General features: G+C 59.8%; 22 protein-coding genes. 13 read left to right on the forward strand and 9 right to left on the reverse strand.

The genetic code is table 11. The features are described from left to right. Nucleotides 1-272: 272 nt before the first annotated feature. The gene (locus tag ACJ8QI_RS07695) at nucleotides 273-725 is read left to right on the forward strand and encodes a MoaF-related domain-containing protein (RefSeq protein WP_204275775.1); all 453 of its coding nucleotides are present in this window, start codon (nucleotides 273-275) and stop codon (nucleotides 723-725) included. Nucleotides 726-734: 9 nt separating this feature from the next. Then, the gene (locus ACJ8QI_RS07700) at nucleotides 735-1,226 is read left to right on the forward strand and encodes a nuclear transport factor 2 family protein (RefSeq protein ID WP_047727596.1); all 492 of its coding nucleotides are present in this window, start codon (nucleotides 735-737) and stop codon (nucleotides 1,224-1,226) included. A 171-nt stretch (nucleotides 1,227-1,397) separates the two neighbouring features. Here the strand turns inward: ACJ8QI_RS07700 and ACJ8QI_RS07705 are convergent, their stop codons facing one another. Continuing rightward, the gene (locus tag ACJ8QI_RS07705; protein ID WP_442532298.1) at nucleotides 1,398-2,597 is read right to left on the reverse strand and encodes a multidrug efflux MFS transporter; all 1,200 of its coding nucleotides are present in this window, start codon (nucleotides 2,595-2,597) and stop codon (nucleotides 1,398-1,400) included. Between the two features lie 251 nt (nucleotides 2,598-2,848). Between ACJ8QI_RS07705 and ACJ8QI_RS07710 the strand changes: the two genes are divergently transcribed. After that, on the forward strand, nucleotides 2,849-3,298 hold the full coding sequence (locus ACJ8QI_RS07710; RefSeq protein WP_087762849.1) for a MarR family winged helix-turn-helix transcriptional regulator: 450 nt from the start codon (nucleotides 2,849-2,851) through the stop codon (nucleotides 3,296-3,298). A gap of 36 nt (nucleotides 3,299-3,334) precedes the next feature. Here the strand turns inward: ACJ8QI_RS07710 and ACJ8QI_RS07715 are convergent, their stop codons facing one another. Then, nucleotides 3,335-3,616, reverse strand: a complete 282-nt coding sequence (locus ACJ8QI_RS07715; protein ID WP_033634498.1) for a YjcB family protein — start codon at nucleotides 3,614-3,616, stop codon at nucleotides 3,335-3,337. 294 nt (nucleotides 3,617-3,910) lie between these two features. Between ACJ8QI_RS07715 and mrdA the strand changes: the two genes are divergently transcribed. Both mrdA and ACJ8QI_RS07725 read left to right on the forward strand, forming a co-directional pair. Next, the gene (gene mrdA, locus ACJ8QI_RS07720; protein ID WP_282398332.1) at nucleotides 3,911-5,836 is read left to right on the forward strand and encodes a penicillin-binding protein 2; all 1,926 of its coding nucleotides are present in this window, start codon (nucleotides 3,911-3,913) and stop codon (nucleotides 5,834-5,836) included. Nucleotides 5,837-5,943: 107 nt separating this feature from the next. Continuing rightward, nucleotides 5,944-7,662 (forward strand): penicillin-binding transpeptidase domain-containing protein, encoded by a 1,719-nt coding sequence (locus ACJ8QI_RS07725; RefSeq protein ID WP_038875183.1) that lies wholly within the window; start codon nucleotides 5,944-5,946, stop codon nucleotides 7,660-7,662. Between the two features lie 72 nt (nucleotides 7,663-7,734). Here the strand turns inward: ACJ8QI_RS07725 and ACJ8QI_RS07730 are convergent, their stop codons facing one another. The 4 genes from ACJ8QI_RS07730 to ACJ8QI_RS07745 form a co-directional block, all read right to left on the reverse strand. Further along, complete coding sequence (locus tag ACJ8QI_RS07730) at nucleotides 7,735-7,938, reverse strand: hypothetical protein (protein WP_227818400.1); 204 nt, start codon at nucleotides 7,936-7,938, stop codon at nucleotides 7,735-7,737. A gap of 225 nt (nucleotides 7,939-8,163) precedes the next feature. After that, entirely contained in the window at nucleotides 8,164-8,421 is a 258-nt protein-coding gene (locus tag ACJ8QI_RS07735; protein WP_442532299.1) for a hypothetical protein, read from the reverse strand. Then, complete coding sequence (locus ACJ8QI_RS07740) at nucleotides 8,422-8,559, reverse strand: hypothetical protein (protein ID WP_442532300.1); 138 nt, start codon at nucleotides 8,557-8,559, stop codon at nucleotides 8,422-8,424. It lies immediately after the preceding gene. Between the two features lie 49 nt (nucleotides 8,560-8,608). Then, nucleotides 8,609-9,847, reverse strand: a complete 1,239-nt coding sequence (locus ACJ8QI_RS07745; protein WP_442532301.1) for a hypothetical protein — start codon at nucleotides 9,845-9,847, stop codon at nucleotides 8,609-8,611. Nucleotides 9,848-10,261: 414 nt separating this feature from the next. On the opposite strand from ACJ8QI_RS07745, the gene ACJ8QI_RS07750 reads away from it, so the two are divergent. Further along, nucleotides 10,262-11,806, forward strand: coding sequence for a methyl-accepting chemotaxis protein (locus ACJ8QI_RS07750; RefSeq protein ID WP_172906254.1), 1,545 nt, complete (start codon nucleotides 10,262-10,264; stop codon nucleotides 11,804-11,806). Between the two features lie 155 nt (nucleotides 11,807-11,961). Here ACJ8QI_RS07750 and osmB read toward each other — a convergent pair whose 3' ends face one another. Continuing rightward, entirely contained in the window at nucleotides 11,962-12,174 is a 213-nt protein-coding gene (gene osmB, locus ACJ8QI_RS07755) for an osmotically-inducible lipoprotein OsmB (RefSeq protein ID WP_004940700.1), read from the reverse strand. A gap of 231 nt (nucleotides 12,175-12,405) precedes the next feature. On the opposite strand from osmB, the gene ACJ8QI_RS07760 reads away from it, so the two are divergent. The 3 genes from ACJ8QI_RS07760 to ACJ8QI_RS07770 all read left to right on the forward strand — a co-directional run bounded on the left by ACJ8QI_RS07760 (nucleotide 12,406) and on the right by ACJ8QI_RS07770 (nucleotide 13,731). Continuing rightward, complete coding sequence (locus ACJ8QI_RS07760) at nucleotides 12,406-12,801, forward strand: DUF427 domain-containing protein (RefSeq protein ID WP_060439978.1); 396 nt, start codon at nucleotides 12,406-12,408, stop codon at nucleotides 12,799-12,801. A 131-nt stretch (nucleotides 12,802-12,932) separates the two neighbouring features. Continuing rightward, nucleotides 12,933-13,403, forward strand: coding sequence for an Rrf2 family transcriptional regulator (locus ACJ8QI_RS07765; RefSeq protein WP_048321542.1), 471 nt, complete (start codon nucleotides 12,933-12,935; stop codon nucleotides 13,401-13,403). Nucleotides 13,404-13,596: 193 nt separating this feature from the next. Next, nucleotides 13,597-13,731 carry an AcrZ family multidrug efflux pump-associated protein gene (locus ACJ8QI_RS07770; protein WP_033643027.1) on the forward strand — a complete coding sequence of 45 codons (135 nt, stop codon included), beginning with the start codon at nucleotides 13,597-13,599 and terminating at the stop codon, nucleotides 13,729-13,731. Nucleotides 13,732-13,814: 83 nt separating this feature from the next. Here the strand turns inward: ACJ8QI_RS07770 and ACJ8QI_RS07775 are convergent, their stop codons facing one another. Further along, the gene (locus ACJ8QI_RS07775) at nucleotides 13,815-14,702 is read right to left on the reverse strand and encodes a LysR family transcriptional regulator (RefSeq protein ID WP_225528811.1); all 888 of its coding nucleotides are present in this window, start codon (nucleotides 14,700-14,702) and stop codon (nucleotides 13,815-13,817) included. A 121-nt stretch (nucleotides 14,703-14,823) separates the two neighbouring features. On the opposite strand from ACJ8QI_RS07775, the gene ACJ8QI_RS07780 reads away from it, so the two are divergent. Beyond that, nucleotides 14,824-15,990 carry a serine hydrolase domain-containing protein gene (locus ACJ8QI_RS07780; protein ID WP_060439975.1) on the forward strand — a complete coding sequence of 389 codons (1,167 nt, stop codon included), beginning with the start codon at nucleotides 14,824-14,826 and terminating at the stop codon, nucleotides 15,988-15,990. Then, nucleotides 15,981-17,198 carry an MFS transporter gene (locus ACJ8QI_RS07785; protein ID WP_442532302.1) on the forward strand — a complete coding sequence of 406 codons (1,218 nt, stop codon included), beginning with the start codon at nucleotides 15,981-15,983 and terminating at the stop codon, nucleotides 17,196-17,198. Before ACJ8QI_RS07780 ends, ACJ8QI_RS07785 begins: the two co-directional genes overlap by 10 nt. Here ACJ8QI_RS07785 and ACJ8QI_RS07790 read toward each other — a convergent pair. After that, nucleotides 17,125-18,000, reverse strand: coding sequence for an alpha/beta hydrolase (locus ACJ8QI_RS07790; RefSeq protein WP_442532303.1), 876 nt, complete (start codon nucleotides 17,998-18,000; stop codon nucleotides 17,125-17,127). The genes ACJ8QI_RS07785 and ACJ8QI_RS07790 overlap by 74 nt on opposite strands. A gap of 149 nt (nucleotides 18,001-18,149) precedes the next feature. On the opposite strand from ACJ8QI_RS07790, the gene ACJ8QI_RS07795 reads away from it, so the two are divergent. Then, nucleotides 18,150-18,899 (forward strand): DeoR family transcriptional regulator, encoded by a 750-nt coding sequence (locus ACJ8QI_RS07795; RefSeq protein WP_197834239.1) that lies wholly within the window; start codon nucleotides 18,150-18,152, stop codon nucleotides 18,897-18,899. A gap of 12 nt (nucleotides 18,900-18,911) precedes the next feature. Next, nucleotides 18,912-19,979: an oxidoreductase gene (locus tag ACJ8QI_RS07800; RefSeq protein ID WP_141968948.1), complete on the forward strand. Its 1,068-nt coding sequence runs from the start codon at nucleotides 18,912-18,914 to the stop codon at nucleotides 19,977-19,979. Nucleotides 19,980-20,068 lie beyond the last annotated feature (89 nt).

Raw genomic sequence — 20,068 nt, forward strand, 5'->3', positions numbered from 1 at the left:
GCTTAAGAACAAATACGCATTAGCTTAAAGCGGTCTGCGCTATAGACCCATCAAATCCCCGAGTGGTTTCCCTTCCTGTAAGCAGAAATTCCGTTCATTGCGTAAAAACCAATGGCCAGAACGCGCTATTACCATGTCATTTTACGGCGATTTTCCCCCGTCTTTTTTTGCCGCCAGGTGCCTGATAGGAATAGAGATTATTCTTATATTTCTGCCAATCGTTAAGAAATAATAATGATTCTCGTTTTCAACCACGGAAAGGAGAAGGAACGATGAAAACAGTGAAGCGAACGGGCATCGCGCTGGCGATAGCCCTGACTTTCCCCCTGGCATTGCCCGCCGCTACGGCGGCGCAACCCTCCCTGACTAACAGTAAGGCGGCAACGATGACGGAAAAACACGGGCAGTTCATTGCGGTCGGTAAAGTGGTGCAGGTGACCTTCGGCGATTTCGCCTTCAAGCTGGATTTTACCGATGACAAGACCATGACCTTCACCGGCATCGGCGAGGCGTCGCAGGGCATCACCGATACCGTGCAATACACTGCGGTGGAGATTCGGCCGAAGGTCTATATGGTCTATTGGCACGAGCCTCAGTCCGGCGACAACGTGACGCATATCGAGGACTTTGAGCGCGGCGAGGTGTACACCAACATCGCCGCCAAGGACGGCAGCTTCACCCATCTGAAAGGGCAGCTGAAAATCGTAGGTCACTCAGGAAAATAAGGAGCAGTTATGAAAAAGGCATTGATCACCTGTGCGATCGTCGGCGGCTTGCTGGCGAGTTACCCGGCGCTGTCAACGGATCAGGCGGCGTCTTACAAATCGGCCGGCAAAGGCGGTTATCATCATGCCCAGCAGAAGCTGAAGGTGGTGGAAGATCTGTACGCGGGCTTCTTCAACCGCCACGACATCGGCGTGGCGCAGAGGCTGATTGTGGAAAACTACAAGCAGCATAACCCGTTCGTCGGCGACGGCATCAAGCCGTTCCTGGATTTTTTCAGCCAGACCTTTAAGGACAATCCGCAGTACAGCGCCAAAATATACCGCAGTGCGGTCAACGGCGATCTGGTCTATGTTCACGTCAAATACCAAAATAACCCGCAGGATCGCGGCACCGCCAGCGTGGATATTTATCGGGTGAACGATCAGGGGAAAATCACCGAGCATTGGGACGTCAATCAGGATGTGCCGGAAAAATCGGCCAACGACAATACCATGTTCTGATCCGCAAGGGCCGCTGCGGCGGCCCTCAACACGCCCGCAACACTTTATTTACTTACATAAATATTAAATGACCGCCGCGTCGAGTAGGCTACGGCCGCCTTTGGCAGTGGTGGCACGGTTGATGGGCGTCATTGTCCCGCCACTGCTTGAGGCGTTTCCCCGCATTTCCCGTTATCCCGCGCGTTGACTCTCCACTTTTTTGAACTGATGGCGCAGCTGCAGCGCATTGCAAAGCACCAACACCGCCGTCACCGCGAACACCCAGCGGAACCCCATCATCGCCGAAATGCCCGAACCCAGCAGCGGGCCAACCACGTTGCCCAGGTACATAAAGGATTGGTTATAGCCGAAGATGCGCCCGGTTACCTGATCGGAGGAATACCTCAGCAGCAGCGCCTGCACCGCCGGCATCAGCGCGCCGTCGGCGAAGCCGAGCAGGAAGCGCAGAATGCCCAGCTGCAGCGGCGTATTGACCCAGGCCATCACGGCGAACAGCCCGGTGGTGAACAGCAGCGCGGCGATCAGGATGCGCGCGGTGCCGATGCGATCGCCGAGGCGCCCGAGGCGCGGCGCCGAGATCAGCGCCGCAATGCCGGGCACGGCGGCGATCATGCCGCTGACAAAGGCAATATTGCTGACGTCGCCGGACAGCTCGCGGATGAACAGCGTCAGGATCGGGCTGATGGACGAGTTGGCCAGCTGGATCATCAGGGTACAAATGAACAGGGTGACGATCAGCGTCGGATAGGGCAGCGAACGGAATACCGCCTTGCCGCTCAGCTGATCCGCTTTTTTCACCGTGATGCGCCGCTCTTTAATCAGGAACAGCGTCACCAGGAAGCTGACGAACATCAGCCCGGCGGTGACGAAAAACACCACCCGCAGACCCAGATGATCGGCCATCAGCCCGCCCAAGAGCGGCCCGGTGATCACGCCGGAGATCTGCCCGGTAGAGAGCGTGCCCAGCGCCCAGCCGCTTTTATCGCGCGGCGCCTGCGAGGCGACCAGCGCCATGGCGTTGGGAATATAGCCGGACGTCAGCCCCATCAGGGCGCGCAGCGCGAACAGCTGCCAGACGTTGGTGGCCAGCCCCTGCAGCGCGATGACGATCGCCATGCCCAGCGAGGCGCGCAGCAGCATCAGCTTGCGGCCTTTGCGGTCGGCCAGGCTGCCCCACAGCGGTGAGACTACCGCCGAGACCAAAAAGGTGCCGCTGAACACCAGCCCGGACCACAGGCTGAGGGATTGGTGATCGCTGACGCCGAGCTGTTCGACGTACAGCGGCAGAAAAGGGAGGATTTGGCTCATCGCCAGCCCGGTGAAGAAACACCCGAGCCAGACCGAGATCAGATTGACTTTCCACGCTTCCATCGGCTTACCGTACCACGTTGAATAAGGAGGGATTTATTAAGCAAAATAATAATAACACTGCAAACTAATCGGCGAGGGGCAAATGCGTGAGCAAACGTAACCCTGCCGATGCAGTGTCTTTTTTGCTATATATTAATAGCTATATTATCATAGGTAACTGGGTTAAGCCAGAGCGGCGCGGTAGCCAGGAAGGGCACCGCGCGATCCGGCGGTGTGAAAGCAGGGATAAACTGAACGCTAGATTGATGCCAATGAAGAAAGATCATCCTGAAGACGTGACGCTGCTGCGCACGCAGTTAATGTCGCTGGTGCGCCGTTTACGGCGCGAATCGCGCAGCGACGAAAAATCCTGGGCCCAACTGATGCTGTTGGGGGCTATCGATCGCCACGGCGGCGAGGCGACGCCGTCGCTGCTGGCGGAATCGGAGCGCATGCGTTCCTCTAACCTGGCGGCCGCGTTGCGTGAGCTGGAGGCCGATGACTTGCTGGTGCGCACGCCGGACGCCGAAGACAAACGCCGGGTGCGAGTGCGCCTGACGCCCGCCGGGCTGGGCCTGCTGCAGCAAAGCCGCAGCCGACGCGAGGCGTGGCTGCTGGCGGCGATGGAGAGCTGTTTAACGGAGCGGGAGCAGGCGCTGTTGATTGAGGCGGGGGCCTTGATGGCGCGGCTGGCGGCGGCGCCGCCAACGGAAACGGAATAATCGCTGGGCGGCCGGTGCGCCGCCCCTGCGGCGAGATTACGGCATCGGCCAATCGACCGGCATGGTGCTGACCACGTCCACGTAGCGATCCCAGGCCGAAGACCAGAATTGGGTGAAGGCTTCCAGGGTAAGGTGGATGCCCATCAGGCCCATCACGAACCAGCAGGCGGTAAACAGGCCCAGGCTGCTGAACATGAACGCCATGCCGTTACGGCTGGTCTTACGGCAAACGACGTTTAACTGGCTGGCGAAGAACATCATCACGGCGCTCAGCAACTCCCAGCGCATCATGACTAAACCGGTGGCAATGGTACTCATCGAACTCGATCCTATGTAACAAAAAGCCGCATCCGGCAGGGCGCCGACAGGGAAATGCGGGGGAATATCGGGAATAGTGTGATTAAGATCACATTGTAGCATTGGGGCGAACGGCGGCTCAATGGGAAGCGCGGTGAAAAAAACGCCGACGGTAACATTCCAATATGCTGAAACAGTTATGCCATTTCATTAGCAACCTTTTCATGGGGCGGTGCGCCCGATAACGCTATGCTTGCCGGCTTTTCAGTTCCCTGATTTTGCGGGGAAATGTGACGCAAAAGGTATCGGCACGGCATGGCCCTGTTAAAAGAAAAAATTCGCGACCACTCTGCGGAAGAGAGGCTGTTTATCCGCCGGGCCGGCGTAGCGCTGGCGCTGGTGGTGGTCTGTTTCGGCGTGCTGATCGTCAATCTCTACCGGCTGCAAATCCGCCAGCACGGCTTTTACCAGACGCGTTCCAACCAGAACGACATCAAGATGCTGCCGATCGCCCCCAGCCGCGGGCTGATCTTCGATCGCAACGGCATTCCGCTGGTGCGAAACGTGACACTGTATCGTATCGAGGTCACGCCCAGCAAAATCAGCGACATGGCGGCGCTGCTGCAGGCGCTGACGCCGATCGTCGACTTGACGCCGGAGGACATCAGCGCGTTTCACGACGACATGCACCACAACAGCCGCTACAAACCGGTGACGCTCAAAGCCGGGCTGAGCGACACCGAGGTGGCGCGCTTTGCCGTCAATCAATACCGTTTCGACGGGGTGACGATCGATACCTATCAACAGCGTGAATATCCTTACGGCGCCCAGCTGGCGCACGTGCTGGGCTATGTGTCGAAGATCAACGACAACGATCTCAAACGCCTGGACAAGGCCGGGCTGAGCGAGAACTATGCCGCCGACCGCAACATTGGCAAACAGGGCATCGAGGCCTATTACGAGTCCGAACTGCACGGCACCACCGGCTATCAGGAGGTGGAGGTGGATAACCACGGGCGGGTGATCCGCCTGCTGAAGGAGCAGCCGCCGAAGGCCGGCAAGAACATCTACCTGACGCTGGATTTACCGCTGCAGCAGTACATCGAATCGGTGCTGAAGGGGCAGCGCGCCGCGGTGGTGGTGGAAGATCCACGGGACGGCGGCATCCTGGCGATGGTCTCCAGCCCCAGCTACGATCCCAATCCTTTCGTCAAAGGCATCGGCTATCAGGCCTATAAGACCTTGCTGACCAACCCGGATTTGCCGCTGATCAATCGCGTCACTCAGGGCTTGTACCCGCCGGCGTCGACGGTGAAGCCCTACATGGCCGTTTCGGCGCTGTTCGCCGGGGTGATCACACCCACCACCACCTTTTTCGGCGCGCCGACCTGGACGCTGCCCGGCACCGAACGCCGCTACCGCGACTGGCTGAAAACCGGCCACGGCATGCTCAACGTCACCAAAGCGATCGAGGAATCCGCCGACACCTTCTTTTATCAGGTGGCGTATGAGATGGGTATCGACCGTATCCACCACTGGCTGAGCCAGTTCGGCTACGGCCAGTCCACCGGCATCGATCTGAACGAAGAGTACCGCGGCGTGCTGCCGAGCCGCGACTGGAAGCTGAAGGTGCACAAAAAGGGCTGGTATCAGGGGGATACGGTTTCGGTGGGCATCGGCCAGGGGTATTGGGTGGCGACGCCGATCCAGATGGTAAAAGCGCTGACCACGCTGATCAACAACGGCCAGGTGAAAACGCCGCACCTGCTGTATTCGTTGCAGCAGGGCAACCGGGTGACGCGCTACCAGCCGCCGGCGCAAGCGGCGCAGATCGGCGATCCCCACTCGCCTTACTGGGGCATCGTGCGTAACGGCATGTACGGCATGGCCAACTTGCCGAATGGCACCGGTTACAAGCTGTTCCACACCGCGCCATACCAGATCGCCGCCAAATCCGGCACCTCGCAGGTGTTCAGCCTGAAGCAAAACCAGACTTACAACGCCAAAATGATCCCGGTGCGGCTGCGCGATCACATCTTCTATACGCTGTTCGCGCCTTACAAAAACCCCCGGGTGGCGATGGCGCTGATCCTGGAAAACGGCGGCGGCGACGGCGTGGTGGCGGGGCCGACCGCCCGCGCGATCCTCGACCACATTTTTGACCCGGCCAACGCGCCGCAGCCCGGCGATCCGGCGCAAAGTAAACCGCAGTTAAACGACAGTGCGGATGTGCAGCGGTGATGCGGTTTGTTTTTACTTTCTTACAAACTGCAATCTCCTGACCATTTCCGGCAAGGTAGACTGAAATAACACCATAAACCGAATAAAAACGCAGGGTTAACACAACAGTGGCGCCATCGACCAAAAAAAGCGGTAAAACCTATTCCACAGTTCGTTTCGGCTGGATTTGCGCCGGCATGCTGGTCTGTTTTTTTCTGTTGGCGTTCAGGGTCGGCTATCTGCAGCTGCTGGAGCACCAGCAGCTGGCGGATCAGGCTGACCAGCGCTCTATCCGCACCCAGGTGGTGCCGACCAACCGCGCCATGATCACCGATCGCAACGATGAGGCGCTGGCGGTCAGCGTATCGTCCAAAGACATCGTGCTGGATCCGAAACACATTCTCGATACCCAGACCGACACCGGCAACGAACGCTGGCAGAGCATGGCCAACGTGCTGAAGATCCCGCTGGCGGACGTGCAGCATCTGATCCAGAGCAACGCGCATAAGCGTTTCGTCTATCTGGCGCGCAAAGTGGAGGACGACAACGCCGCCTACATCAGCAAACTGCACCTGACCGGCGTCAGCACCGAGCAGGATTTCAGCCGCTTTTATCCGATGGGCCAGGACGCCGCCGGGCTGATCGGCATCGTCGGCCAGGACAATCAGGGGCTGGAGGGCATCGAGCTGGGCTTCAACCCGCTGTTGCAGGGCAAAAACGGCCTGCGGGTCTATCAGAAGGACGGCAGCGGCGCGGTGATCGGCGTGCTAAAAAGCGTGGATCCGGTGCCGCCGCCGAACGTGACGCTCAGCATCGACAAATTTATTCAGTATGTGCTCTATGCGCAGATCCGCGACGGCGTGGTGGCCAACCAGGCCGACTCCGGCTGTGCGGTGCTGGTCAAGATCGACACCGGCGAGATCCTCGGCATGGCCAGCTATCCGTCGTTCAACCCGAACAACTATGGCAGCACCCCGGCGAAAGACATTCGCAACGTGTGCAGCAGCGACAGCTTCGAACCGGGCTCGACGGTGAAACCGGTGGTGGTGATGGTGGGGCTGGAGCATAAGCTGATCCGGCCGGATACGGTGCTGGACACCACGCCGTATCGGGTGAACGGTCACCTGATCAAAGACGTCGGCCACTGGTCGAAGTTGACCATCACCGGCGTGCTGCAAAAATCGAGCGACATCGCGGTATCGCACATTGCGCTGGCGCTGCCGGCCACGGTGCTGCCTGCGGTCTATCGCAGCTTTGGCCTGGGGCGGCCGACCGAGCTTGGCATCGGCAACGAGAGCAGCGGCTATCTGCCGCAGCATCGTGAACGCTGGGCCGATATCGAACGCGCTACCTTCTCCTTCGGCTATGGGCTGCGCGTGACGCCGCTGCAGATGGCGCGCGAGTACGCCGCTATCGGTTCCTTCGGCATTTATCGGCCGCTGTCGATCACCAAGGTGACGCCGCCGGTGATGGGGCAGCGTATTCTGCCGGCGGATACGGTACGATCCGTGGTGCATATGATGGAGAGCGACGCCTTGCCGGGCGGTAGCGGGGTGAGCGCCGCGGTGCCGGGTTACCGGCTGGCGATCAAAACCGGTACCGCCGAGAAAATGGGCCCGAGCGGCAAATACGACGGCGGCTACATCAACTACACCGCCGGCGTGGCGCCGGCCAGCGATCCGCAGGTGGCGCTGGTGGTGATGGTCAACAACCCGAAAGCCGGCAAGCACTTCGGCGGTTCGGTGGCCGGGCCGGTGTTCGGCAAGATCATGGCCCAGGTGCTGGAGCACATGAATATTCTGCCGGATGCCCAGCCGCTTAACGTGGTGTCGTCGGTCAAGGGGTAATGATTTAAGCGGGAAATATTGGGCCAGAGAATCTCTGACCCAATATTTAATGCAACGAGTCTGACTTACGCGTTATTTCCCTTGGGTTGCCCACCATTTCGCTACGCAAGCATTGGGTGCCTGAATAGTTTTACCTTCTTTGGTGATATAAGGTACCGGTGAGTAAATTCTTGAGCAGTTGCCTGCCGGGCGTTCGGTAGCATTAACGGTGAGAGGGAGGCTAACGGTGGTGGCTAAAATCGCTGTGAGCAGCATCAGATTTGATAACTTCATCATTCTTCCTTAATTAATGAAAATAGAGTTACATGCTTGCCGTTACACGACGAGCGCTAATGAGAGTATTAATTTGTTGGTATAACGTCTACGGCAGATTTCATTATGGATGCGCCCTGATTCATTGATTAATATTTATATTGAATATTTATATCAACATCTAAAAACAACATTTATTTTCCCGAACGCATTGCTGTCTTTCATTGAAATAAATGTTCCAACAAGCGGTTAGCTGGGCTCAAGGTAATGCTTCAGCGCCTGCAGATCGGCGTTCACCAGCCCGGCGTCGCGGGCGAACAGCGCATCGTCCATGTCCGGCTGGCGGAACAGGGTGAAGATCACCTCGGTGCCGCGCCGGTTGGCGAGCGCGCGCAGCGGCACGTAGACCACGCCGCCGTCCGGCAGCGTCACCCAATGATCCAGCACGCCGAAGGCATTTGGCGCGCTGAAGCGAATGTGGATCCGCCCCTGCGGGGTGTCCGCCACTCAGTCTTCATCTTCTCGCCGCAAGCTGTTCGCTAACCCTTTGGCCCACAAGGGGAAGTTTTCCGGCTGGCTGAGAAAGGCATACACCTCGTCACAAGGGCGGTTGATGGTAACATGCAGCGTTTGTGCGCTCAGCATCGTGGTTTCTCCGGTTGGCGGCGATACTTCAGTGTAGATCCCGCCGCGCTTAGAAGTAGTAACCGATGTTCACGTTGGTGCGAAAATACCATTTATTGCTGCCGGGGGACTGGGCGCCGGTCCAACCGGTGGCATTTTCTACGCCGCCCCACGGGTTGGCGTTCTGCGCCCAGGTCAGATCCACCCACAGCATCACCGGCATGGCGAACACTTGTACCCCCAGCGTGTTCATTTTAGAGTCGGAGCCGCCGTGCCTGTCCTTCCAGAGCACGCTGTAATCGTTGTAGAACCGCAGCTTTTTCACCGGCCCCCAGGGCACGTCGACGTCGCGCGCCAGGTTAATGGCGGCGGTGGTGGCCTGCGACGGGATCAGATAGGCCGGCGTCAGGCCGTTGCCCCCCATCAGGATCACCGAATTGTTGGCCCCGGCCGGGCCTTTGGCGTCGTAACCGTAGCGGATCACCTGGCCGGACAGATGCCAGGGATCGTAATTCACCAGCGTATGTAAGCCTGCCGCCCAGAAGCTGCCGTTATCGCCGGTCGCCTGGTTGTAGAGCCGCGAGGCCGCCAGCGAACCGCCGAGCTCATTGTTCCAGCCGCCCTGATGGAAAGCGCTCGTCAGCCGCAGGTTTACCTGATCGCGTTTTTCGTTGCGCTGCAGGTGCTGTGACGCGTAGTTGGTGTTTTTCAGATCGTCGTAGCTGGCGACGTCGGGGGCGTAACGCACGCCGGTCGGCATCATGCGCGGGTAGTAGGCGGCGTCGAAGGCCCAATCGTCATGCTGGTATTGGTATTTGGCGCCCAGCCCGGTGTTGACGCCAAAGCCGAGGTAAAACGGAATGCCGTACGACCAGCCGAACTGCGGGTAGGGCATCAGGCCGAACGGTTTGAACGGCGCGCCGAGTTGCACGGCGGAATGCTCAGACAGGTGGTAGCCGACATAGGCGCGGTCGATGGCGTATTTGCGCCGATCCTGAAACCAGAATCCGCTATCGAAAAACGCGTCGTTTACCTGGCCGGCAGCATCGATGCGAAAGGCGTCAAAGCGTAAATGCGGAGGATTCCGATAATTGCTGCTGTGCCAGTCTTCATAGCGATAATTGGCGCGCAGTGCGCCACCGATATCAATATTCTTTTTATTATCCTCGCTTTGCCAATGAATATGCGGAAATGCCGGGCGGCTTTTTTTTACCGGTGCCGCGGTGGCGGCAACGTCGTTGGGTATTGCGGCGACGGTTGCATAACTCACTGGTGAAACAAGGAGAAAACAAAGCGAAATTTTGCGCATGCCAGGCCCCTGAAGAAAGTAGACTGTTTATTAAGGCGAGCGAGTTTCACCTGTGGACAGGGTGATTACGCTCATCAGTTTTATATTTGAGACGATTTTATCGAGCGTTTCATATATTAAATTTAGCGCCGGTTAATATATGAAACTTTGTTTCTTTTTTAATGGGAAAACTATAAATCCGGTATTAAACAAGTCAAGAAATAAAAATGAGAGTTGACGGGCAATACCGATTATTCGATTGTCTTGGTCGGCGGGGGCGGCACACAGCAGGCTGAAATATTAGTGTCATCAATGCCCGTTAGACTCGCGGCATCCTGGTATTACTGACTAAAAATCATGAACATAAAACTGACACTGGGCCGCAGGGTAAAATCTGCGGCGGCGCTGCCGCGCGCGTTTGGCTTCGGCAAGAGCATGGGCTTATTAAGCGGCGTAATTTGCGTTATCGCGCTATTTTCTCTGCTGCAACTGTTTTCCACCGTATTTATTTCTAATATTCTGCGCGACGCCAAGGCTAACCTGGTGGCGGGCGATGGCTTGCATCGCCAGCAGGCGACGATGGATCGCGCCAGACTGTCGCTGCTGACGGCCAGCGACAGTCTGAACCGTGCGGGCATTTACTACCTGCAGGACAAAGCCACCGGCTCCGACGGCAGTTGGCACAGCCTGCTGGATGAGTCGTTGGCGGCGCTGCAGGCCTCAGAGCAGGCCTTCGCCCAGTTCGAGCGCCTGAGCGCGGAGGCGCCCGAGGCGGCGGGCGCCCTGAAAGACAGCTACCGTCTGTTCTATGACGGCCTGAAAGAGCAGGCGCAAGGGTTGCAGGGCAGCAGCATCGATGCGTTTTTCGCCGTGCCGATCCAGGCGTTTCAGGCGGATTTTAACGAGAAGTACCTCGCTTATCAGGCGCTGAACGAACGGCGTGGCGATGATGTCAACGTGCGGCAATTGGCGGCGCTGGAGCAAGCCAGGACCTTTGCGCTCGGCGCGCTGGCCGCGCTGGCGCTGATCGCCGTGGGGGTGTGGGTCGGCGTCTCTCGCTGGGTGATCGCACCGCTGCGGCGGGCAATCGCGCACCTCAACGTGCTGGCCGCCGGCGATCTTTCGCGGCCGCTGCCGCCTGAGCGGGCATTCAACCGCGAGATGCACCAGCTGCAGACCAGCATTGGCCACATGCAGGGCGGCCTGCAGCGCCTGGTCAGCGAGGTGCGCGATGCGGCGAGCGGGATCCTGAACGGCGTCGGGCGGCTGGCGGACGGCAATCGACAGTTGACGGCGCAGTCGGCGAAGCAGAACGGTGAATTGCAGTTGGCGACCGAGCACGTGCAGCAGCTGGCGGCGCGGGTGGAAGAGAACGGTCAATACGCGCAGCAGGCCAGCCAACGAACCGAACAGGCCCGGCAGTGCGCCGGCGCCGGTGAGCAGATGATGGAAACCGTCAATGTTTCGATGCAAGGGATCGTCAACCAATCGGCCGAAATGCGCGGCATCGTCGCGCTGATCGACAGCGTGGCGTTCCAGACCAATATTCTGGCGCTGAATGCGGCAATCGAGGCGGCGCACGCCGGCGTTCATGGCCGCGGCTTTGCCATCGTGGCCAAAGAGGTGGGGCTGCTGGCGCAAAAAAGCAGCCATTCGACGCGCGATATTCAGCAGTTGATCAACCGTTCGCTGCAGCAAATCGATCAAGGTTCGCAGGCGGTGGATCTACTGACGGGCAACCTGCGCCAGATTATCGATCTGGTGAACAAATGCAGTGCGCTGATGGGGGACATTTCCCTGGCATCGCTCAATCAGGGGGAGAGCATTCAGGACGTGACGGCGCGCATCTCGGCGCTGAATCAGGTGGCGCGCCAAACCGGCACGGTGGTGAACGCGGTGACCGAGGCCTCGCAGCTGTTGCAGGGCGAGTCGGAACGGTTGGAAAAAGCGATGGCGCGTTTCAGGCTGCCGGCGCAATAAATACTTCCGATGCAGGTTAATGAATAATAAAGCTGCGCTTAACGTTATTTATTATTTTCGCGTCCTGAGAAAGTTCAGCGGTTAAATAAAAGCGCAGGCCGACGCTTATGGATTAAAAAAACATCGGCCTGCAGAGATTATTTTTGACGGGATGATTAACGGCTGGTCTGGTGGCCGATAATGCCGCCAAGCGCTGCGCCGCCAAGGGTGCCCAGCGTGCTGCCGTCGGTCAGCACCGCGCCGCCGACGGCGCCCACGCCCGCGCCGATCGCCGTGTTGCGATCGCGATTGGACATATGCCCACATGCGGTAACGGAAAGCGTTGCCATCACCACCACCAACACACCTGCGGCACGTTTAATATTCATAATGAGTTCCTGGTAAATTGACTGATTAATGGATTAAAAATAATCCGATTAACCCGCCGGTAGAAGTTGGGATGAATGTATTCCTCCGTAAGAAAATCGAACAGGTAAAAATTCTTAATTTTGCGGCGGTGAAAAGCGATTGCTCGCCGAATGTGCGGCCGCCGGTAAAATCGTGGGTCTATACTGGAAAGACGCCTCGCGGGGGGCGGGGCGCACACTCTGGAGGCCGCCATGTCCGATCTCGTTTCCGCATCCGGCAAACCGGTGAAAATCCCCGGCCCGGACCACCCAATCACCTTGACCCGCTATCCGGCGCGGGTTGTCGTGCGTGCAGCCGGTCAGACCCTGGCCGACAGCCGCAACGTGCTCATCCTGCAGGAAGCCACCTATCCGCCGGTGTTTTACTTTCCGCGTGAGGATGTGAATCGGGCGCTGTTGCAGAAAAACGAGCACGTCAGCTACTGCCCTTATAAGGGCGACTGCAGTTATTTCTCCCTTGTGCTTAACGGCGAGCAGGAGGCCAATGTGGCCTGGAGTTATGAAATGCCCTACAACGCCGTGGTGGCAATCAAGGATCATCTGGCATTTTATCCCGATAAAGTGACGGAGATCCGCACCGAAGCATGAGCCGCCGCCGCCATCGGGCGGGGGCAGGTTGACATTCTCATTGTCCCTACTCATTATGTGTATTACCGGAAATTGATACGCTTTCCTTATGTTTTAATCCGACATAAACGAAACTCTGAGCAGGTGCCAAGGTGTCTACCTCTACGCGATTTGCCGTTGCCATCCATATTCTGACCAATATCACGCTGTGTCGCGGCCAGACGGTGCGTTCCGAAGATATCGCGCGCAGCGTCAACACCAACCCGACGGTGGTGCGGCGCATCCTCGGCGCGCTGGCGGAGGCCGGGCTGACCTATTCACAGATGGGGCAAGGCGGCGGGGCGCTGCTGGCGCGGCCGGCGGAAGCGATCTCGCTGCTGGACGTGTATCGCGCGGTAGAGGATCAACCGTATTTCATGCTGCACCGTACCCGGCCTAACGATGCGTGCTATATCGGCCACGCGATTACCCCGGTGCTGGAGCAAGAGTTCGCGCGCGTCGGTCATGCGCTGGAAGCCAGCCTGGCGCAAACCAGCATCGCCGAAATGGCCGGGCAGGTCGAGCGGCGCGCAGGCTATCCTTTTGTCCCTTGTTCACCGCAATATCAAGCGGATACGCAATAAAAACCCACGCCAATTCCCGCTACGCGCAGAGCATTTTTTGCATTGCTTTAATGTAATTGTGTAAGTTACATTAGCTCGCATCAAGTGTGATGTAGCTCACGTTTTAGACTGCCTCCCCACGATACTCAACCGATTGGCCGGAAACCTTTTCTTCCGGCGCAGATTCGCTGTGCTTATAAACCAGGAGAGAACGATGTTAGAAATGATTGAAAGCTTGGCCACCGTGGTGGTCCTGGTGCCGGTAATGGTGGCCGTCTTGCTCGGCGCGATTTACGGCCTGGGTGAAGTGTTCAACGTCTTTTCCGCTATCGGCCGCAAAAACGGCTGATGGCACGCCAGGGGGCGGTTCTCGTCCTCCGGCTCCCCCCGAATTATCCTGCACCCTCCCTGCGTCATAGCGTAAATACCCCTCTATTCCCGAAAAAGCTGGGCGCTCAGCGTATCGATAAACACCCTGAGTTTCGGCGTCAGGTGCTTGCTGGAAGGCCACAGGACTTTAAAGCTGCCGCTGTGGTGACTATGCTCGCGCAATATCTGCTGTAATCGCCCCTGTTCCCGTGCGCGCTTCACGGCAAAATCCGGCAAACAGGCGATGCCCTGGCCGCTTTCCGCCAGGTAAATCAGGGTATCGACGGTGTTGCAGACCAGCCGGGTGTTGATCCCCTCGGCGAGCAGCTTTTCCCATCCGGCGATCGGCCAGGGTTCCACTTTGCCGGTCGAGGGAAATTTGTACAACAGGCAGGCATGGCCTTGCAGTTCCGCCGGTTGATGCGGGATTCCCATCTGGCGCAAATAATCCGGCGAGGCCACCAGCTGCAGATGAAACGTGCCCAGCTGGCGGCTCATCAGCCGTGAGTCCTCGGTCTCGCCGACGCGAACCACGGCATCAAAGCCTTCTTCGATGACATCGACCCGGCGGTCGGAAAAATCGGTTTCCAACTCAATCTCCGGGTAACGCCGGACGAACTCCGCCAGCACCGGATTCAACAGGCCGCCCACTAACGGCAAACTGACGCGCAGCTTGCCGCGCGGCGCGCTGTGCGTATCGCTGATTTCCCGTTCCGCCGCCGCTAATTCCCCGAGAATACGCTGGCAGCGGAGCAGAAACAGCCGGCCTTCGGCGGTCAACGTCATGCTGCGCGTGCTGCGGTGGAACAGGCGTGCACCCAGCCGATTTTCCAGGCGGGCGATGCTTTTCCCCACCGCGGAGGCAGAAATGCCGAGCACGCGGCCGGCCTCAACGAAACTCAGCGTCTCCGCGGCCTGCACAAAGACGCTCACCCCAGACAGATTATCCATTGCTTGCCTCATTGCGGACGAAATTGTCCGCTATGAAAGGAAATCTAGCCTGTTTTTCCGTTAATCGCCACGCTCTATGCTCGGTGGCGACAGCATGGGCTGACTACCTGGAGCAATAAAGATGAGTGAATACGGATCCTCCGCCAACGCGATCGACGGCGCGATAGAGAAAGCCTTGCGCGAAAAACGATTGGTTGGCGCGGTCGTTTTGGTGGCGCAGGGCGGTGAGATCGTTTATCGACGTGCGGCGGGCATGGCAGATCGCGAAGCGGGCAAACCGATGGCGTGCAATACGCTGTTCAGGTTAGCTTCGGTGTCCAAACCGATCGTGTCCACGGCGGCGCTGGCGCTGATGGCGCGAGGAGACATGCGGTTGGACGATCCCGTTACCCGCTGGCTGCCGGATTTTCGTCCGCGGCTGGCGGACGGCACCGTCCCGTTGTTGACGCTGCGCCATTTGATGACCCACACCGCCGGGTTAAGCTACCGTTTTTTTCAGCCGGAAGGCGGATGCTACGCCCGATTGGGCGTCTCCGACGGGATGGATGAGGCGGCGCTCAGCCTGCCGGAAAATGTGCGGCGCATTGCCTCCGCGCCGTTGCTGGCACCGCCCGGCGCGGAGTGGCGTTATTCCATCGCCACCGATGTGTTGGGCGCGGTTATTGAACGGGCGAGCTGCCTGCCGCTGGCGCAGGCGGTCAAAAAATGGGTGACCGGGCCGCTGGCGATGACGGATACCGATTTCCTGGCGGTGGACGCCGCGCGCCTGGCGGCCGCTTACGCTGACCATCCCGGCGAGCCGCGCCGCCTGCGTCAGCCGGATCGTTTACCGTTCATCGACGGCAGCGCCGGTTTTCATCTGTCGCCGGCGCGTGCGCTGGATCCGCAGGCGTACGCCTCCGGCGGCGCCGGCATGGTCGGTTCGGCGGCGGATTTCCTGCGCCTGCTGGAAACGTTGCGCCAGGGGGGCGGGCAGGTGCTGCCGGCTGATTGGGTGACGGCGCTGACCACCAACCAAATCGGCGATCTGCCGATGCCGTTTTGGCCAGGGCGCGGCTTCGGCCTGGGCATCACCGTGCTGAAAGATCCCGTCGCTGCGCAAACGCCGGAGTCTGTGGGCAGCTGGCGGATGGGCGGCACCTATGGCCACTCGTGGTTCGTCGATCCTGCCCGGCAGCTCAGCGTGGTGGCATTTACCAACACGGCGCTGGAAGGAATGTCCGGCACCTTTGTCGGCGAGATTTGTCAGGCGGTTTATGCCGCCACGGGAGTGCCGTCATGGGCCTGATGCCACCGATTTTCTTCATCGCGCTGGGGCTGTTCGGCGTTTACTGCATCGAGTTCGGCGTGGTGGGTATTTTACCGCAGATCATCGCGCGCTATGGCATCTCCACGGCGCAGGCCGGCTGGCTGGTCGGGGTCTTCGCCCTGACCATTGCGCTGTTCGGGCCGCTGTTGGTGCTGCTGGCGTCGCGGTTCAATCGCAAACGCATGTTGTTGATCGCGTTGGCCGTATTTGCGGCAGCCAGCGCACTGGCCGCTCAGGCGGACAGCTTTGCCATGCTGATGCTGCTGCGTATTTTGCCGGCGTTGTTTCATCCGATCTACTTTTCACTGGCCATGGTGGCGGCCGCGGCGCTTTATCCGCCGCATCTGGCCACCAAAGCAACCGCTTATGCGTTTATCGGCACCAGCATGGGGATGGTATTGGGCATACCGCTGACGCAATGGATCGCCGGGCAGTTCAGCTATGAGGCATCGTTCCGATTTTGCGCGCTGGTCAACCTGCTGGCGGCGTTGGGATTGCTGTGGCGCTTGCCTGATGCGGCCGTGCAGCGTCTCAGCTACGGCAAGCAGTTGGCAATCCTGCGCAGCGGCACGCTGTGGTTGAATATCACTACCTGCGTGCTGATCTTTGCCGCCATGTTTGCCGTCTACGCTTACGCGGCCGAGTACCTCAGCCGTGAAGCCGGTATTGGCGACGCCGCCATCGGCTGGCTTCTGGTGGCGTTCGGTGTGGGCGGCGTCGCGGGCAACCTGTTGGCCGGCAAGGGGTTGAGCCGCCATCGCGCAGTGACGGTGCTGCTGCATCCGATAGCCTTGATTGCGGCTTATGCGCTGTTGTATCGCTACGGCAGCGCGAATATCGGCTCGATGACGGCACTTTGTCTGTATTGGGGAGCGGCGCACACCAGCGGTTTGATCGTGACGCAGGTCTGGCTGACCGCCGAAGCGCCGCAGGCGCCGGCGTTCGCCACCGGGCTGTATATCGCCTTTATCAACCTGGGTGTGTCGGTGAGGTCGCTGGTGGGCGGTTGGTTTATCGCTGCCTGGGGGCTACAGGGCAGCCTGCTGTGTGGGGCCATGTTTGCCGCACTGGCGGCGATCGCGATCGCCGCCAGGCTGTGGCTACAACGGCAGGCTACGCTTGCGTTGCGTCAATCATCGCCATCACCTGCCGAAACATCGCGCTTTCCGCATCGGCCAGTTCGTTGACCAGTGTAAAGTGGTTACAGTGGCGATCGGCCAGCAGCTGGACGTCGAGGCCGCGCGCCAGGCAGGCGTCATAATAAGCCTGCGTCTGGTTTTTAAACCCTTGGGTTTCCCGCTGGCCGACGTCGAGCAATATCTGCGGCGCATGTTCCTTCGCCGGCAGTAAAAACAGCGGGCTGAGGGTTTGCGCCTGCTCGGGCGTCAGGTGCAGCCAGTCGTTGATGTAGATATCGCACAGCGGGCGCAGATCGTAGAGGCCACTCAGCGCCAACGCGCCTTTGATCGCGTTGGGCGGCAGGCGATAGCGTGGTTGCCAGCCGTCGGCGATCAGCATGCCGCACAGGTGGCCGCCGGCCGAACTGCCGCTGACGAAAATGCGTGCCGGATCGATGCCGAAAGGCGCCCCGTGATGATAAAGCCAGGCGACGGCACTGCGCACCTCGTGCACGATCTCCGCCAGCGTCGCTTCCGGCGCCAGCGTGTATTCCAGCGTGGCGACCGCCACGCCGCGGCGGGCAAACGTGGCGGCCATCGAACAGGCTTCCTCTTTGCGCTGTGAATGCCAATAGCCGCCATGGATAAAGATCAGCAGCGGGGCGGGTTGTGCGCTGGCCGGGAACAGGTCGAGGCGCTCGGCGGCGCTCATGCCGTAGCGCAGATCGTAAATGCCCGGCGTCTGCGCCTTGGCGCGCTGGGCCAGCGCGGCGTATTCCACCATGCAGGCGTCAAAATCCTCCACCGAAGCGCGGGCGTTGTATTGCACGGCGCGTGCGCTCAGGTCTTCAAACGTCAGATCGATGTTCATGCGTTTCTCCGGATTGTTATGCGTTATGCCTTCATCATCGTCCCGCAGGCGAAAAGATGTTTGATCTCCGGTGCGCACAATTGCGGCTTCTCCATTGCTGTTATCTGCTGTATATTGCTGTTTTATGCTTTTTACTGCGGAATAAGCCCATGCACAAAGCGGCACGACAGCGCCATTTACTGGATTTGCTCAGCGAACGCGGGCAGGCGGCCGTGGCGGAATTGGCCGGCGCCATCGGCGTTTCGGTCGATACCGTACGCCGCGATCTGGCCGACCTCGAGCGGCAAGGGTTGGCGCAGAAACATCACGGCGGGGCGATCGCGCTCGAACCGTCCGGCATGCCACGCCAGGCGCGCGCGGCGCTGTTGCCGCAGATCAAGCAGCGGCTCGGTCGCGCGGTGGCCGCGCAGATCCCGCCCGGCAGCACCCTGATGCTGGACGCGGGCAGTACGCTGTTGGCGGTGGCGCAGGCGTTGCGCGGCCCGGCGACGGTGATCACCGCTTCACTGGATATCGCGCAGTGCTTGAGCGACAGGCCGGAGATCAACCTGATCCTGCTTGGCGGCCAATGGGATGCTCGCCAGCGGCTGTTCGCCGGCAGCGCCACCCTGGCGTTGCTGGCGCGCTACCGCGCAGACATCGCCTTGCTGGGCGCCTGCGCGGTGCATCCTCAGCTGGGACTGAGCGCCGGCGAAGAGGCCGATGCAGAGGTCAAACGCGCCATGCTGGCCAACAGCGGCGAGCGCTGGCTGGTGGCTGACCATATGAAACTGGACCGCTGCGAACCGCATCACGTTGCGGACCTGGCGCAGATCCAACGTCTGTTTACCGATCGCCCGTGGGACAACCTGGACGAACAATCATTGATTGAACTTTGTGTCGTCGCCGACGACCGCTAGAGGAGAACACTGATGAACGATACCGCACAACCGTTGCAGGTGGCGCTGATTGGCTACGGCTTTGTCGGCAAGGCGTTTCACGCGCCGCTGATTAACGCGGTGCCGGGGCTGGAACTGAGCGTGGTGGCTTCGCGCGATGCCGCCAAGGTGCATGCCGATCTGCCGCACGTGCAGGTGATCGCCGATCCGCTGGAGGCCATCCGCCGGCCGGAGGTGGATTTGGTGGTGATCGCCTCGCCGAACGACACCCATGCGCCGCTGGCGCTGGCCGCGTTGGAGGCGGGCAAGCACGTGGTGGTGGATAAGCCGTTTACGCTGGATTTGGCGCAGGCGCGCACGCTGATTGCGGCGGCGGAAAAACACGGCCGTCTGCTGTCGGTATTCCAGAACCGCCGCTGGGACAGCGATTTCCTGGGCGTGAAGCAGGTGATCGAACAGGGGCTGATCGGCAAGGTGACGCACTTTGAGTCGCACATCGATCGTTACCGCCCAGAAGTGCGGGTGCGCTGGCGCGAGCAGAACCTGCCGGGCAGCGGGCTGTGGTTCGATCTGGGGCCGCACATGGTCGATCAGGCGCTGCAGCTGTTCGGCTTGCCACACAGCGTGCAGGCCAACATCGCCACGCTGCGCCCCAACGCGCAGATTAACGACTGGGCCCATGTGGTGCTGAACTACCCGACGCACCGCGTGATCCTGCACGGCAGCATGCTGGTGGCGGGCGGCGTCTCACGCTTTACCGTGCACGGCGAGAAAGGCAGCGTGGTCAAAGCGCGCGCCGACGGGCAGGAGAGCCAGCTGCTGGCGGGCGTGACGCCGGGCTCGGCGGAGTGGGGCAAAGACGACGACGCGATGAGTCTGTTTATCGGCACGGAACCGGTGCGCACGCTGCCGACGCCGGATGGCGATCAGCGTCAATATTACGTCCAGGTGCGCGATGCGCTGCACGGCACCGGCAGTAATCCGGTTACCGCTTCGCAGGCGCTGGCGGTGATGGCGGTGCTGGAGGCGGCCACGCTGGCGGCGGAAACCGGTGTGACTCAGCCGTTGCCGCTTACCGAGGCGGAAATCGCCGCCTGGTAACGACTCGCGTCAGATAAGGCGTCAGGCGCATGGATACAGTGCACACCGTGCGTCTTCCGCCATCCTACCCCCTGACATAGGCTAATCCT

This window comes from Serratia sp. CY84636, assembly GCF_052166245.1.
Classification (GTDB): domain Bacteria; phylum Pseudomonadota; class Gammaproteobacteria; order Enterobacterales; family Enterobacteriaceae; genus Serratia; species Serratia nevei.

Excerpts from the sequence above, each read along its gene's own strand:
- ACJ8QI_RS07695 (WP_204275775.1), top strand. The coding sequence starts at position 273 with ATGAAAACAGTGAAGCGAACGGGCATCGCGCTGGCGATAGCCCTGACT.
- ACJ8QI_RS07700 (WP_047727596.1), top strand. The coding sequence starts at position 735 with ATGAAAAAGGCATTGATCACCTGTGCGATCGTCGGCGGCTTGCTGGCG.
- ACJ8QI_RS07705 (WP_442532298.1), bottom strand. The coding sequence starts at position 2,597 with ATGGAAGCGTGGAAAGTCAATCTGATCTCGGTCTGGCTCGGGTGTTTC.
- ACJ8QI_RS07710 (WP_087762849.1), top strand. The coding sequence starts at position 2,849 with ATGAAGAAAGATCATCCTGAAGACGTGACGCTGCTGCGCACGCAGTTA.
- ACJ8QI_RS07715 (WP_033634498.1), bottom strand. The coding sequence starts at position 3,616 with ATGAGTACCATTGCCACCGGTTTAGTCATGATGCGCTGGGAGTTGCTG.
- mrdA (WP_282398332.1), top strand. The coding sequence starts at position 3,911 with ATGGCCCTGTTAAAAGAAAAAATTCGCGACCACTCTGCGGAAGAGAGG.
- ACJ8QI_RS07730 (WP_227818400.1), bottom strand. The coding sequence starts at position 7,938 with ATGATGAAGTTATCAAATCTGATGCTGCTCACAGCGATTTTAGCCACC.
- ACJ8QI_RS07740 (WP_442532300.1), bottom strand. The coding sequence starts at position 8,559 with ATGCTGAGCGCACAAACGCTGCATGTTACCATCAACCGCCCTTGTGAC.
- ACJ8QI_RS07745 (WP_442532301.1), bottom strand. The coding sequence starts at position 9,847 with ATGCGCAAAATTTCGCTTTGTTTTCTCCTTGTTTCACCAGTGAGTTAT.
- ACJ8QI_RS07750 (WP_172906254.1), top strand. The coding sequence starts at position 10,262 with ATGGGCTTATTAAGCGGCGTAATTTGCGTTATCGCGCTATTTTCTCTG.
- osmB (WP_004940700.1), bottom strand. The coding sequence starts at position 12,174 with ATGAATATTAAACGTGCCGCAGGTGTGTTGGTGGTGGTGATGGCAACG.
- ACJ8QI_RS07760 (WP_060439978.1), top strand. The coding sequence starts at position 12,406 with ATGTCCGATCTCGTTTCCGCATCCGGCAAACCGGTGAAAATCCCCGGC.
- ACJ8QI_RS07770 (WP_033643027.1), top strand. The coding sequence starts at position 13,597 with ATGTTAGAAATGATTGAAAGCTTGGCCACCGTGGTGGTCCTGGTGCCG.
- ACJ8QI_RS07775 (WP_225528811.1), bottom strand. The coding sequence starts at position 14,702 with ATGGATAATCTGTCTGGGGTGAGCGTCTTTGTGCAGGCCGCGGAGACG.
- ACJ8QI_RS07780 (WP_060439975.1), top strand. The coding sequence starts at position 14,824 with ATGAGTGAATACGGATCCTCCGCCAACGCGATCGACGGCGCGATAGAG.
- ACJ8QI_RS07785 (WP_442532302.1), top strand. The coding sequence starts at position 15,981 with ATGGGCCTGATGCCACCGATTTTCTTCATCGCGCTGGGGCTGTTCGGC.
- ACJ8QI_RS07790 (WP_442532303.1), bottom strand. The coding sequence starts at position 18,000 with ATGAACATCGATCTGACGTTTGAAGACCTGAGCGCACGCGCCGTGCAA.
- ACJ8QI_RS07795 (WP_197834239.1), top strand. The coding sequence starts at position 18,150 with ATGCACAAAGCGGCACGACAGCGCCATTTACTGGATTTGCTCAGCGAA.
- ACJ8QI_RS07800 (WP_141968948.1), top strand. The coding sequence starts at position 18,912 with ATGAACGATACCGCACAACCGTTGCAGGTGGCGCTGATTGGCTACGGC.